Raw genomic sequence first — 13730 nt, 5'->3', positions numbered from 1 at the left:
ATGGGACTATTTTCGCCACCGACTCGGCAACGGTAAATCCCGCGGGGAGAATCCAATGTTCGGACCAGAGGGCCTCGATCTCGGGGACCTGATGCGCCAGTCCCAGGAACGGATGGCCAAGCTCGCCTTAGTCCGCGAACAGATGGCCGGACTCCAGGGACGGGCCGAATCGGCGGACGGACGCGTCGCGATCACGAGCACCGCCGAGGACCCGCTCGCGGAGATCAGGATCGATCCGCGCGCGCTGCGGATGGGGGCCGAGGACCTGGCCGCCGCGCTCCAGGAGACCGCACGGCGAGCCCGCCAGGATCTCGACGCGCAGGTAAAGAAGATCACGTCCAGGGAGTACGGCGACACCACCGACCCCATGGACGCGCTCAAGGACCAGGACGCGCTGAAGAAGTCGCTCACCGAGATGCAGGGGATGTTCGAGCAGGTGGGGCAGCGCTCCCAGGCGATGATCGAAGAGCTCCAGCGCAACCTCGGCCTACCCCCCACCAGCCGATGACCGCGCGACCAGACACCACCCTGCTCCTGGCCCGCGCTGGCGCAGCAAAGACCTGGACGGCCGCAGGTGGAGAGAGTGTCACGGACAGGCCGCCGGTGGCCCTGGCGGCCGTCGTCATCGTGGTCGTTCTGGTCGGCGCCATCGTGGCCGGAATCCTGGCTTTCCAGGGCCGGTGGCGCGCCTGGTATCCCGACCGCTACAAGTCGCGATTCATGCCACTCGCCGTGCCGTGGCAGGCGGGCGCGGCGCTGCTGATGGTTGCGCTCGGGGGCTTGAACGCACTCCTCGATCCGGTGCCACTGTTGCTGATGGTTCCAGTCATCGGATTGGCGTTGTGCAGCCTCACTGTGGGCACCATCTATGCCATCCACCCCCCGATGCGCATGCTTCCGCGTTGGGTCAGGTGGCTGGAAGAAGACCCTGCGATCCTCAGTGACCCGGACCACGATTGATGGCGCCCGTGGTCCGGGCCAGGCCTGGTTCAGCGGTGCGGCTGGGTCTCGTCGACATATTTCCGTCCGGCGTCGTCCTCGCTGCCGTAGGAGTCGCCCGTGTTCGCCCAGGGAGTGGCCAGCACGTTCGATCCGTCGAGCGTGTCAGCGGTCCCCAGACCGGCGGCCAGTTTTTCGCCGGTGGTCAGCGGCGCGACCCGGGAAGAGAGTGGAACGCCCCATCGCGAGGCGGGGTTAGCCCCGAAGACCTCCGCGGTGCGCTTGGTGAGCAGGTATGCAAGCGCGCCCTTGAGCATGTCGTCCGCACCGTTCAAGCCCGCCTTCACAAAGGTCGTCAGGACGTCGGTGTTCCCGTTGAACGCCTGACCGGTCATGTTTATGGCGAGTAGCGCACTCCAGATGTACGCAACCCCTGTCGAGGTCTTCTCGATCACCTTCGAGCCGACGCTGAGGACGCGGTAGGCCATCGAGGCGAACTGGTTCGCCTGCGCTTCCAGTTCCAGTGCGGCCGGCGCGCCGACGATGGTGCCCGCGGCGATGACGATCGCCGTGGCGAAGATCGTCAGCAGCGTCATGATGACGAACATCAGGTAGATGAAGATCCCGATGAGGACGGCCAGGACGTACAGCGCCGCGATGACCGACCACGCCATCGCGATGGCGAAGTCGATCTGGTCGGAGTAGTCGTTCATCTTCTTCTCGAAGGCCACACGGTCGTCGCCCGCCCACTGGCTCTGGGCGACGAGCCGCGACAGCTCCTCGATCTTCTGCTGGGACTTCTCCAGCTGGTCGACCATGTCCTTCCAGCCGTCGGCCGCCCGCCACAGCTTCCCCGGATTGCCCTGGGCCTGGTAGATGATCGGCACGATCGGGATCGCCGCCGGGATGACCACGGCCACCCAGAGGGACTCGAAGTAGGCGGCCTTCGCGAGCCCTTCGGCGGCGTCGAGCGCCTCGGCGGACATCAGATGCCGCCGAGGGTGGACGCGCGCTCGGCCTCTTCCTGGATCCCGGCCGTCTTGACCAGCCGGTCGTTGATCTCCATGGCGTGCTTGCTCTTGTCGATCAGATCCTGGTCGGCGAACTCGATCATCTGCGTGTAGGTCAGCGCGGCGGAGATGGCGAACATCGTGTAGGCGTCGGGCTGGACGTCGCGGGGCTCGGCGTCGAGCTTGTAACGCGCCTGCTTGAACAGCTCCATGAGCTCCTTCTCGACGGCGGCGCCGAGCTTCTTCAGCTCGTCGGGTGCGAACCGCACCTCGCCGCTCGTCTTGCCTCCCCCGGTCGTCGTGGGCGTGGGTCCGGGAGTGGGGGACGGCGTCCCGCTTTTCGTTCCGCCCCCGCTGCTCGTCCCGTTGCTTCCCGGGGCCGAAGGTGAGGGGGCGAGGTTCGGGTTCGGGCCGTTCAGGAACTTGGCGACTTTGTTCTCGCCCAAGGAAAGTCTCCATTCCGGGAGGGGAACGCTCGATGGAGCCGGCTGCCTGACTCGACATTGACGGCCCTGTGCGGCCGGTCTGCAAGGCTACGGTAACGAGAGCAGAGGACACCGGAGAGTTATCCAGATCGCGGTCATTCGGACGCTGCACTACTCCGGTTTCGGCCGCTGCTTCGGAACCCGGAAGGCGCAGGCAACGTCGAACTGTGACGTTCGGGCCGGTCGCGGGGGCCGGGTCGAGCGGTCTATGTTGTTACGGTTCTCGCCGGTGTCCGGATGCTCCCAATGGGGCCGTGCCTACACGTGAGGAAGTTCAGTGGCTTCAGTCACCGGGGCGGAGCTGTGCAGGGTCACGGTGGTGGCCCCCAAGCGCCGCATCGATATCTCGCTCCCCGCCCATGTGCCCTTCGCCCAGTTCTTCCCGGCGATCCTGCACTACTCCGGCAGCCAGATGGCCGACGCCGGGTTGGCCCACGGCGGGTGGGTCCTGCAACGGCTGGACGAGGCGCCCTTCGACGGTGCGGCGACCCCCGCGCAGGCGGGCCTGCGTGACGGGGAGATCCTCTACCTGCGGCCGGGGATGTCACAGCTTCCGGAGCTGGCGTTCGACGACGTGGCGGACGTGGTGGCGACGGCCGTCAAGGACCGGCGCGACCGCTGGCGTCCCGAATGGACCCGGGCCTTCGCCCTCGGCGTCGGGGCGGGCGGGTCGGCCTTCGCCGCCGCCATCATCCTGCTCGCCGGACCGTCCTGGATCGTCCCCGCCGCGGCCGCCGGAGTGATCAGCCTGCTGCTCATCGTCGGGGCCGTGGTGGCGTCGCGGGCGGCGGGCGACGCGAAGGCCGGGACGGTGCTGGCGTTCGCCGCGCTGCCGCACGCCTTCCTCGCGGGGCTGCTCGGTCCGGCACGGGACCACGCCTTCACCGAACTGGACGCGCTCAACACCCTGGCGGGGTTCGGCGTCCTGGCGCTCGTCGCGGTGATCGCGGCCGTGGGCGTCACCGACGGGGCCTCGGTGTTCTGGGGCTCGGTGGTCGGCGGCTTCCTCGGCGCCGCCGGCTCCGGCGTCGCGCTGCTGTTCGAGAACCTGTCGGCGGCCGGGATCGCGGCGGTCGTGGTCGTGGTCGCGATGATGCTGACGCCGCTCACCCCCACGCTGGCCTTCCGGTTCTCCAAGGTCACGCTGCCGCCGGTACCGCAGAGCGCGGAGGATCTGCGCCGCGACACCATCATGGTGGACGGGCAGCAGGTGCTGACCCGCACCGGGCGGGCCGACCGGTTCATCACCGGCTTCACCGTGGGCCTTGGACTCGTGGGCATCCTCGGGCAGATCCCGTCGGCGTTCCGCGACGGGTGGCTCGGGCCGGTCACCGCCGCGGTCATCTCCGTCCTGTTGCTGCTGCGCTCCCGGTTGTTCCGCGGTCGCGTCCAGCGCCTGGCACTGCTGGTGCCCGGCATGGTCGGCCTCGGGGTGCTGGCCATCGCGCTCGCGTGGGACGCGTCCCCGCTGACCATGGCCGCCGGGGCGCTCCTTCCCCTGGTGGCGGCGACCACCATCGTGGTGGGGGTCGGCCTGTGGCTTCCGGGCCATCGGCCGTCGCCGTTCTGGAACCGCGCGGGCGACATCCTGGAGATGTTCCTGCTGATCGCCCTCATCCCGCTGGCCCTCGGAGAGTGCGGGCTGTTCGCGTACATGCGCGGGCTCGCCGGATAGGAGCGCCGCGTGCAGACTCGCAAGGACCTTCTGCAAGCACACCGCCTGATGAGCCAGCGAGCGTCGCTCGCGCTCGTCTCCGGCGAGCCCGACAATCCCGAACTCCCGCTGCGCAGGATGAACATCGCCGCGTTCAGTGGCATCATGATCGGGATCCTGTGCATGGCGGCTTTCGGCATTTTCGGAATCATCCGTCCGGGCGGCGCCACCGGGCTGGAGAAAGCGGGAATGCTGATAGTCGAAAAGGAGACCGGTGCGCGTTATGTATGGTGCGAGAACGGCAAGCTGTGTCCGGTAAGCAACTACGTATCCGCGCGGCTCGTCGCCGGCGCCGACGCCAAGAGCCGCCGGACGGTGTCCAGCAATTCTCTCACCAAATACGAACGCGGCCCGACGATCGGTATTGCCGGTGCCCCGAACACCCTCCCCGACTCCAAGAAGCTGACCCGGGCGCCGTGGGCGGTGTGCGTGCGGGCGGTCGAGAGCACCTCCCTCGGACGCCGGTCGATGGTGACGCTCACCGCGGGCCGCCGGGTCGGCGGCACGGAACTGCGCTCCGACCAGGCGATGGTCGTCGCCGCGGACGGGCAGAACTGGCTGATCTGGCGCAACACCCGGATGCGGATGCCGCAGTACGCGCTGACCACGCTCGGCGCCGGCGCGACCCAGATCGCCGGCAAGTGGCTCAACTCCGTCACGCAGGGCCCCGACTTCGCCGCCCCCCAGCTCCCGGCCCTCGGCCAGCCCGCTCAGGGTCCGCTCGGCAACGGCAGGGTCGGCCAGATCTTCAGTGTGCACACGGCTTCCGGCGCGACGTCCTCGTACGTCCTGGTGAGCGACGGCCTCGCGCAGGTCACCCCGTTGCAGCGGGATCTCCTGGTCGCCGACCCGCAGATCCGGAAGGCGTACGGGAACCAGCCCGTCCGTCCCATCGAGGTCGACGCGGGCCGGGTCAATACGACGCCGCAGTCCGCGCGTCCGCTGCGCGACCGTCAGCTGGAGGGCAAGGCGCCGAGCATCGTCCCGTTCAAGGAGACGAGCCCGCTGTGCGCGGTGTACTCCGACCCGAGCGGCAACTCCGACGCCACGCTCACCCTCGGCGGCGACCTGCCGGCCCCGCCCGACACCGCCCAGCCGACCGGTGCCGACCAGCTGGTGTTCCCGCCCGGCAGCGCGGCACTGGCCGGCCGCGTCCCGAGTCCGGGAAAGGCGAATGAGGTCAACACCTATTACCTGGTGGCCGAGGGAAAACGTTTCCCCATCAAGGACAATGAGACGGCCGAGAAGCTCGGATACGCACTGCCCGGCAACGCCTCAAAGGTGCCCGCGGGTGTCCTCGACCTCATCGCCCAGGGCCCGGTCCTCGACCCGGCCGCCGTCACGGCACCAGTCGGTGCCACGACGCCGCCGGGGAACTGATTGTGAAGACTTCGGCAACGATGCGAAACCACTAGAGGGCTGATTGCGTCTAATCGTCATGTGAAACGGATGGACAGCATGAGGTACGACACCTAAAGTGTGGGTTACTCTGCGGTGCGACCCCCCGCCATCACCGGCCTCAGGGTCCTTTGCGCTGCCGAAACGGGGGCTTAAGGCGTTGACCCGGCGTCTATGCCCAGCTCACGACCGCGGGTCACGGTACAAGTCACTGGAGGTGACTGATGGGGCAGCAGTCTGCCGTCAACAGAGCATCCATGAAGCAGGCCGCGGACGACATTGACGCGTCCGCGAACATCATCAAGGGGTTGCAGACCCAGCTTGAGGGCCACAAGCAGCAGGTGCGTGGCGCCTGGGAGGGCAACGCCTCGATGGCCTTCGAGACGGTGTTCAACCGTTTCAACGAGGACTTCGGCAAGGTGCTGCGGGCCCTGGAGGGTATGCACCAGAGCCTCGTCCAGACCAAGATCACCTACGAGTCCAAGGAAGAGATGTCGGAGCAGGCCGTGAACAAGGTTCAGGCCCTGCTCAACGGCTCTACCTGAGCAACTCTCACATTTAGGTGACGACGGCTGGAGAAGGGGAAACATGAGCTACACGAGGGCCAATTTCGGTGGCCTGACCGAGGGCGAGGCACAGTTCAGCAAGGCCGCGCGCGCTCTGATGGACGAGCTGAACGACCTGGAGGGCAAGCTCCGGACGAAGCTCAACGAGTGGGAGGGCTCCGCGCAGGAGGCCTACTGGGTGTTCCAGAAGCAGTGGGACGGCGCCGCCAAGGACATGCAGAACGTCGTTGCACAGCTTGGTCTCGCCATCCGCGACGCGCACGACAACTACCAGCAGGCGGAGCGTTCCAACTCGGGCATCTGGGGCTGACCGCAGGTTCGACCCCGTCCGCTGGACGCCGGCGTGAGGTGGCCCTGGCCGTGTTTACGGCCGGGGCTCGCTTCACCCCAAACGAAGACCAGAGCTGTGCCGTCTTGTCTCCCAGACACAGCCGCTCAGGGGGCAAGAGGCTGACAGGAGGTAAGCGAAGATGGCACCCCCCCACCCGAACAGCCTGCCGTCGACGGGCGGCAAGGAGATCGGTGTCCACCACGACACCCTCAAGGACATCGCGGACAAGCTTGAGAAGGATCTGCGCGCGCTGAAGAGTCTGCGCTATGACGACAAGCTAGAGGACGACTCACCGAGCGAGGCATCGCTCGGAAACTACACCGCGGGCCGCAGCCTTTACGGCACCGTTTCCGCCGCGAAGATGCAGATCGGCAACACCTACACCCAGTTCATCACCGCGTACGAGAGCGTGATCCAGGCGATCCGCAATTCGGAGAAGACCCACCGTAACGCGGACGACAATTCCAAGCACGGTGTCCAGAACGCGGGGTCTCCCGGCAACTACACGTGACCGGCACAGACGTGATGACGAGGGGTGAGCGCTGGTGACCAAGCAGAACCAGAAGATCAGGCAGGACAACATCCAGACCGGTGGCGAGGGCACCGGCGGCTGGGGGATGCTGAAGGTCTGGGAAGACCAGTTCGACAAGGTCAAGCAGATCGTCGACAGCATGCATCCGGAGAAGCTCGACACCGGGGCGACCACGTACAACGGGCTGTCGAAGCGGATGAACGAGTCGGTCGACCTCATCTACAACCAGTCGAAGCGCATGGTCGAGGCCTGGGGCGGCGATGACGCCGAGAAGGCCATGAACCAGATGAACAAGGCCTACCGGCAGGCCCAGGAGATCGAGACCAAGGCCTCGAACACGGGCACCGCGTTGACGACGCACGCGAAGCAGCAGCGGCAGTGGAAGCAGTCCTACGGCTCCGGCAGCGCGAACGACAGCTGGGTCAAGGACGTCGCGAACTGGGGCGCGCGCGCGATGGCGATCAACCCCGTCACCGCTCCCACCGCGATCGCGGGCCTGATCGGCAACAACTGGGCCGCCGACGACGTGATGGACGCCATCAACAACGGCACCAAGAACTCGAACAACAACTTCCCGGCGGACATCCGCCAGGACATGCCCGACCCCAGCGTCATGGACAAGGATCTGCCGCAAACGCCAGAAAAGCCGGGTGGCGGTCCGAAGAATCCGAAGATGCCCGGTGGTGGTGGCCCCGGTGGCGGCGACCTGCCGAAGGGACCCGGCGGCGGACCCGACATCCCCAAGGGCCCGGACAACCCCAACGGGCCTAACGGCCCCAATGGTCCGGGTGGTCCCGGAGGCGGGCCTGACCTGCCGAACGGCCCCGGCGGTCCGGGCGGGCCCAACGGTCCCGGTGGCGGACCCAACCTGCCCGGCGGTCCCGGTAGCGGCTCTGGCGGTCCGGGCACGGACCTGGCCAGTCTGCCACCCGGCCCCGGCGGTGGCGGCGGTGGGCTCGGTCCCGGCGCGGGCGGCGGCGGACTTGGCGGCGGCCCCGGTGGCGGTCTCGGCGCAGGCGGCCTGGGCGGCGGTCCCGGCGGTGGCCTCGGCGGTGGCCTCGGTGGGCCCGGCGGCCTGATGGGCGGCGCCGCCGGCCTCGGCAAGGGCGGTGGGATGTCCGGCATGGGCATGCCCATGGGTGCCGGCGGCCACGGTGGTGGTGACGGCGAGGAGCGCGAGCGCAGCACGTGGCTGACCGAGGACGAGGATGTCTGGGGCGGTAACGACGACACCGCGCCACCCGTCATCGGCTGACGTTGAGCTGTGGTGATAGCTGGGCTGACGGCATAGGCAGGACAGGCTGGACCTGTCCTGCCTATGCTTTTGTGGAACCGAACGCTTGCGACGAGGAGTGCCGATGCGGCAGCGACGGCAAAAACTGGTTAGCGCGAGCCTTGCCTTGCTCTTTCTAGGAGGGCTTGCCGCACCTGGAGCGGCCGCGGCGTCGGCCCGTCCCCTGCCTCAGGAATGGTGGTTCACATCGTGGGGAGTAGACAATCTCCTTTGGCCTGCCACCAAAGGCAAGGGCGTTACCGTCGCGGTAATTGACACCGGCATCCAGGCGAATGTGCCTGATCTGGGTGACGTGGTGCTCTCCGGGATGGACGCGGAGAACGGTGGCGGGGACGGCCGGACCGACTCTGACACCGGCGAGTTGGAAGGCCACGGCACCGCCATGGCATCGCTGATCGCCTCACAGGGAAGCAGGACGGGCTTCCTCGGTGTCGCGCCCGACGCCAAGATCCTTCCGATCGTGGCCCAGAGTACTACCGCCTATGCAAAGGGAATTCGTTTTGCGGCGGACCGTGGAGCCAAGGTCATCAACTTGTCCCAGGCGGTACCCGGTACCTGTCCTGATGATTTGCAGCAATCTGTCGCTTACGCACTGGACAAGGACGCGATCGTGGTCGCGGGCGCAGGCAATGACGGAGCCGGCGCCAACGCCTCCAACTCTCCGGCCAACTGCAAGGGTGTCCTGGCGGTAGGGGCCATTAGTGCACAGAGCAGGGCGTGGGAGAAGACACAACGTCAACCGTATGTGATGGTATCGGCGCCCGGTGAGAGAATCGCCGTGGTCGTCAGGAACGGGCAATTGTCCAGCGGTAGCGGTACAAGCGCAGCGTCCGCGCTGACATCCGGGGCGATCGCGTTGCTGCGGGCCAGGTTTCCCGACATGTCGAACCGTGAGATGGTGCGGCAGCTCATCGCGTCCGCGCTCGACCTTGACGCCAAGGGCAAGGACAACCGGACTGGCTACGGAGTGATCCGGCCCAACCGGGTGCTCACTGGGCGGGTTCCGAAGGGGACGGCGAATCCCGTCTTCGAGGACTACGACCGGTGGGCGAAGAGGAACAAGAAGGCCAGTGCTTCACCGGTGGCGAAGCCGAAGTCGGACAGCCTGGGCACCGGCGACATCATCGGCTACGCGGCCATCGCGGCCGTCGGGATCGGGATCTGCGTCTTCGCGTTCTTCTTCACCCGGCGTAAGAGGGGCGGCCCGCCCGGACCGCCTCCGCCCGGGTCCGGGTTCGGGCCCGGTGTGCCGCCGGGGTTCGGGCAGGCTCAGCCGCCGATGCAGCCGTCCGGTGGGCGGCCCGACTTCCCGCCGCCGATGCAGCCGGGCAGACCTGGGCCGTACGGCCAGCCGGGTCAGCCTCAGGGACCGCCGCAGTACCAGCCGCAGGCACCCGCGCAGCCGTGGCAGCCGCCACGTGACGGCGGGCCTCCACAGGCGCCTCGGGGGTAGGTCCACAGAACGCGATACGGGCACGGGCGGAAGACCGCCCGTGCCCGTGGTGGTAAGCGGGCGCCGAGTGTCAGCTGCTCCAGAGGAGCGTGTTGGTGATCTCCACGCCGATCTCACCGGCGGTGGTGAACACCGATCCGGTGCGGCCGCCGGTCGGGCCGCCGCTGGACCAGTACGACTGGGCGTAGATCACGTTCGAGCCGCGGGTCCAGGTGCGCGTCCAGTAGGCCGGGTTCGCACGGGGTTGCGGGAGTCCGCTGGCGTCGGACGGGGTGAGCAGCTTCGGCCACCCCTGCTGGTTGGTGGCGTTGCCGACGCTGCTCGCCGCGGACGGGCTGGCGAACTTCGCGATCGAGATGGCCGTGATGATGGTCTTGGACGGGTTGGCGTAGACCGCCGAGTACATGCTGCCGATGCACGGGTTGGTGCTCAACTCCGACAGCATCTTGCTGTTGGCGCGGGTGATGCACGATTCGGTGCGGGTCCCCGCGCGGGTGAAGGTGTTGCCCTGCGCGGTCCGGACGGTCACCGAGAGCACGCTGGACGGGTCGGACGTCGTTCCGCCGCTGGACGTCGTCGGGCTCGGCTCGACGGACGGCGCGGTGAACAGGGGCGTGGTGGGCGAGGGGAGCGTCACGGCCGGACGGTTGTCGTCGCCGTCGTCCTTCAGCAGAACGAAGGCACCCACGCCGACCAGGGACAGCACGACGACCGCACCGATGATGAGCAGCGGCACCGCGGCACCGCCGCCGCCTCGGCGCGGCGGGGGCGGCGGGAAGCCACCGGGCATGGGAGGACCGGGCATCGGGGGGCCGGGCAGCGGCGCGCCGATGGGCGCCCGCGGGGGCGCGGGCGGCGGTGCGGCAGGGAATCCCGGCTGGCCAGGTTGCTGACCGGGCCATTCAGGGGGGTTCATGAGCGCTCCGGGCTGAATCACGTGCGGGGGGCCGATTGAGGTCCGGCAAGACTAGCGGGATGGTCATGGTGATTTCACCGGATATCCCACGTCTTTGCCGGTGGGAACGTTCGCAAGACCGGCGCACCCCCCTGCGGGACGGGCCTGACGGACCAACGGCGGTGCGTGAGGTGACGAGTGTCTCGTAGGCTTGCGAAGGAGAGGGGAGGCAGGTGTCCGACTCGAGTTGGCAGCAGGCCGTCCTGCGCGAGATCGGCGTTCCGCACCAGGGATTCCAGGTGTTCGAGACGTCGTTCGCTCCGCCCCGGGCCGCCTGGGGTGCCGAGGCGCCGCCGCGGTCCGTCCCTGACCAGCCGCCCGCCGCGTCGAACGCGGCGGCGGCCGTTTCGCAGTCCCCGGCGGAGCAGCCGACGGCACCTCCGCAGACACCGTCCTTCCCGCTGTCACAGGAGGGCGCGGAGCTCCCGCCGCCGCCCGCCCCGCCGCCGCCCGCTCCGGTCGCCTCCCTGGCCTCGCCCCCTCCGGCGGTTCAGGAAGCGGGTGAGGAGCTTCCGCCCCCACCGCAGGCGCCTTCCTTCCCGGCGGTCGAAAGCGGCGGCGACGAGATCCCGCCTCCTCCGCCGTCGCCCGCGCTGCCTCCACCGCCAGCCGCACCGCAGCTGCCCGCCCGACCGGAGCCAGAGCAGTCAGTGCCAGAGCAGTCAGTGCCAGAGCAGTCAGTGCCAGAGCAGCCGGTGTACGAGCAGTCAGTGCAGGAGCAGCCGGCGCCAGAGCAGCCGGTGTCAGATCAACGGGTCTATCAGCAGCCGGTGTATGAGCAGCCGGTGTCAGAACAACGGGTCTACGAGCAGCCCGCGCCAGAGCAGCCGGTTTATGAGCAGCCGGCGCCACAGCAATCGGTGCACGAGCCTTTGTCGGCCGCGCCGCCTGCGAACGAGCAGTCGCCCGCCGAGCCGCTCGTCCATCCCGACTTCGACTGGGCGGCGGCGGTCAGCCCGATGCCCGGTGTGGGGACGGCGGAGTCGCCCGGGGTGCAGAACGTTCCCGACGCCGCGTCTGCCCGCGCCGCGCAATCCGTCCAGCCTCAGGCACCTGGTCCCGGCCAGGGGCCGGCGGCCGGCCCGCACGATCCTCAGGCGCAGATCCCGGCCGAGCAACTCGTCCGCAAGAACCAGCACGGCGACCCGCTGGGGCGCCGGGTGCGGCAGGGCGTCTTCAAGGCGGTGGGCGGCGGGTCAGGGAACGTCCGGGGGATGGCGGCGTTCGCCGAGCTGATGCAGCATCCGGTACCGAGCGCGCGGCAGATCGCGGTCGCCAGCGTGCGCGGTGGCGCGGGCAAGACGACGATGGCCGCGCTGCTGGCGACCGAGCTGGCGCGGCACCGCGGCGACCGGGTGCTGGCCGCCGACGCCGATGCCGAACTCGGCTCGCTGCCGCTGCGTCTCGGTGTCCGGTCGGACCTGTCCTTGTTCGACCTGGCCGGGCAGAACCCGCGTTCGTTCGAGGAGGCCGCGCGGTTCCTGTCGCGGACCGCCGACGGGCTGTTCGTGCTGTCGTCGACCCGGGGTGGACGGATCGCGGGCGAGTTCACCTTGGAGACGTTCCAGCACGCGCTCAACCTGGTCACCAGGTACCTGTCCGCCACGGTGATCGACTGCGGCGCGGGCATCCTCACCGAGCTGAACCGTGGTGTGATCGCCGGTTCGCACGGCCTCGTCCTGGTGACGCCGGGAACGGTCGACGGGGCGTTGAGCGCGCGCGGCGCGCTGGAGTGGTTCGCGGGCAACGACCAGCAGGCGCTGCTGGCCCGCACCGTCATCGCGATGGTGTCGCACGCCCCGCAGGTGGGCGCCGACCTGGAGCGGGCCCACCAGATGCTCAGCGCGTGGGGGCTGCCCGTCGTGTTCATCCCCTACGACCGGCACCTTGCCACCGGCGGCTCCGTGGACATGTCGAGGATCTCCGCCGCCGCGCGCACCGCCGTGATCCGGGTCGTGCACGAGGTCTTCTCGCGTTCGCTCACCGCGGGGGTGTCCCGATGAGCAGTGACCTGGTCGCCCTGGTGCGGCGCCGCCCCGACGTGCACGCCGTCGCCGACGGCATGATCGCCATGGGGGAGCGGCTGGAACTGCGCGGCGGCGAGCCGCAGCCGACCCGGCTGTACGACGCGGGCGGCCGGCTGCTGGTCTCGATCGAGGACGCGGTGCAGGTGTCGGTGCCGGGCGAGATCGGGCGGCTGCTGGGCGCGGAGTTCGCGGCCCGGGTCGTCGCGCCCGTCTGGTGGGTGGACGTGCGAGCCGTCGCCGACGTGCCCGAGGCGATGCGGGTGGCGCGCAGGTTCGCCGACTCCCTCGTCCACTGGCTCGGCGGGACGGTCTATCCGGACGGGCCGATCGAGGCCCCGGCCCGCAGCTGGAAGGCGAGCGACCACGACGCCCCGGCGGAGGGCGCCGGACCCGGCGACGCGTCCGCGGGTGCCCCGGGCGGCGCCGCGTACCACGACGGGGTCATCGGCGGCTGACTGCCGCTTCGCGACGAATCCGGCACCGTCATGACCGGCATCCCCTAGGGTCTTTTCTCGACATGTCAAGATCACGAAGTGTGCCCACCGGCGCATGCTCCGCAGCCGGCAGGAAGGTCGTCATGATGAAGCGTTGCGCGGTTCCGGTGATCGCTGTGGCCCTGGTGCTGGGCGCCGCCGGCTGCGGGTCGGACTCCAAGGACTCCGCCGGCTCGAAGGGCTCCGGCGGTTCCGGGAACTCCACGGGGTCCGGTGAACTGCCCCCGCCTCCGACCGCACCGACCCTGAACCCGGGCGCGCCGGGCGGCATCCCGAGCGGCGCCCCGTCCCAGGGGGCCCGGAGACTGACGCCGGCGCAGCTGAAGGCGATCGAACGGACGATCGCGTGCATGGAGAGGAAGGGGTACGACATGCCCGAGCCGAACCCCAGCCTGCCGGTCCTCATCCCGAAGAACATCGAGGGCAAGGACCAGGACAAGGTGAACAAGGACTCCCAGGAGTGCGCCCTGCCGAACTAGGCCGGCCTTGAGTGGCCTCAGCCGCCGCGCGAGCGCGCTACCTGAGCGGTGGG

At 69.0% G+C, this 13730-nt stretch carries 15 protein-coding genes; 12 read left to right on the top strand and 3 right to left on the bottom strand.

Annotation, left to right across the window (positions count from 1 at the left end):
• The first annotated feature begins 55 nt into the window (after positions 1–55).
• Entirely contained in the window at positions 56–508 is a 453-nt protein-coding gene (locus AMA02S_RS17490) for a YbaB/EbfC family nucleoid-associated protein (RefSeq protein ID WP_067459575.1), read from the top strand.
• Positions 505–960 (top strand): hypothetical protein, encoded by a 456-nt coding sequence (locus tag AMA02S_RS17485; protein ID WP_157430651.1) that lies wholly within the window; start codon positions 505–507, stop codon positions 958–960. Before AMA02S_RS17490 ends, AMA02S_RS17485 begins: the two co-directional genes overlap by 4 nt.
• 29 nt (positions 961–989) lie before the next feature.
• Here AMA02S_RS17485 and AMA02S_RS17480 read toward each other — a convergent pair whose 3' ends face one another.
• Complete coding sequence (locus AMA02S_RS17480; protein ID WP_067459568.1) at positions 990–1925, bottom strand: hypothetical protein; 936 nt, start codon at positions 1923–1925, stop codon at positions 990–992.
• Positions 1925–2395, bottom strand: a complete 471-nt coding sequence (locus AMA02S_RS41850) for a hypothetical protein (RefSeq protein WP_157430650.1) — start codon at positions 2393–2395, stop codon at positions 1925–1927. The genes AMA02S_RS17480 and AMA02S_RS41850 overlap by 1 nt, the downstream gene beginning before the upstream one ends.
• A 316-nt stretch (positions 2396–2711) precedes the next feature.
• On the opposite strand from AMA02S_RS41850, the gene eccD reads away from it, so the two are divergent.
• From eccD to AMA02S_RS44715, 7 genes are all read left to right on the top strand, one after another.
• On the top strand, positions 2712–4109 hold the full coding sequence (gene eccD, locus AMA02S_RS17470) for a type VII secretion integral membrane protein EccD (RefSeq protein ID WP_067459563.1): 1398 nt from the start codon (positions 2712–2714) through the stop codon (positions 4107–4109).
• Positions 4110–4118: 9 nt separating this feature from the next.
• Complete coding sequence (eccB, locus tag AMA02S_RS17465; protein ID WP_067459560.1) at positions 4119–5528, top strand: type VII secretion protein EccB; 1410 nt, start codon at positions 4119–4121, stop codon at positions 5526–5528.
• A 242-nt stretch (positions 5529–5770) separates the two neighbouring features.
• Positions 5771–6091 carry a WXG100 family type VII secretion target gene (locus tag AMA02S_RS17460; RefSeq protein ID WP_084265256.1) on the top strand — a complete coding sequence of 107 codons (321 nt, stop codon included), beginning with the start codon at positions 5771–5773 and terminating at the stop codon, positions 6089–6091.
• Between the two features lie 43 nt (positions 6092–6134).
• Entirely contained in the window at positions 6135–6422 is a 288-nt protein-coding gene (locus AMA02S_RS17455) for a WXG100 family type VII secretion target (protein ID WP_067459554.1), read from the top strand.
• A gap of 160 nt (positions 6423–6582) precedes the next feature.
• Positions 6583–6954, top strand: coding sequence for a hypothetical protein (locus AMA02S_RS17450; RefSeq protein ID WP_067459551.1), 372 nt, complete (start codon positions 6583–6585; stop codon positions 6952–6954).
• 106 nt (positions 6955–7060) lie between these two features.
• Positions 7061–8230, top strand: a complete 1170-nt coding sequence (locus tag AMA02S_RS41845; RefSeq protein ID WP_157430649.1) for a WXG100 family type VII secretion target — start codon at positions 7061–7063, stop codon at positions 8228–8230.
• 103 nt (positions 8231–8333) lie between these two features.
• A complete protein-coding gene (locus AMA02S_RS44715) occupies positions 8334–9722 on the top strand; it encodes a S8 family serine peptidase (protein ID WP_084265255.1) in 1389 nt (462 codons plus the stop codon).
• Positions 9723–9792: 70 nt separating this feature from the next.
• Here AMA02S_RS44715 and AMA02S_RS17435 read toward each other — a convergent pair whose 3' ends face one another.
• A complete protein-coding gene (locus AMA02S_RS17435) occupies positions 9793–10638 on the bottom strand; it encodes a hypothetical protein (RefSeq protein ID WP_157430648.1) in 846 nt (281 codons plus the stop codon).
• 212 nt (positions 10639–10850) lie between these two features.
• Between AMA02S_RS17435 and AMA02S_RS17430 the strand changes: the two genes are divergently transcribed.
• From AMA02S_RS17430 to AMA02S_RS17420, 3 genes are all read left to right on the top strand, one after another.
• Positions 10851–12680 (top strand): MinD/ParA family protein, encoded by a 1830-nt coding sequence (locus tag AMA02S_RS17430; protein ID WP_067459539.1) that lies wholly within the window; start codon positions 10851–10853, stop codon positions 12678–12680.
• Entirely contained in the window at positions 12677–13159 is a 483-nt protein-coding gene (locus AMA02S_RS17425; protein WP_169806838.1) for a hypothetical protein, read from the top strand. The genes AMA02S_RS17430 and AMA02S_RS17425 overlap by 4 nt, the downstream gene beginning before the upstream one ends.
• A 122-nt stretch (positions 13160–13281) precedes the next feature.
• The gene (locus AMA02S_RS17420; protein WP_067459536.1) at positions 13282–13677 is read left to right on the top strand and encodes a hypothetical protein; all 396 of its coding nucleotides are present in this window, start codon (positions 13282–13284) and stop codon (positions 13675–13677) included.
• The last annotated feature ends 53 nt before the right edge of the window (positions 13678–13730 follow it).

The organism is Actinomadura macra NBRC 14102 (assembly GCF_001552215.1).
Taxonomy (GTDB): Bacteria; Actinomycetota; Actinomycetes; order Streptosporangiales; family Streptosporangiaceae; genus Spirillospora; species Spirillospora macra.
The sequence above is the reverse complement of the archived record's forward strand: the minus strand, read 5'-3'. Positions and strand labels throughout refer to the sequence as shown.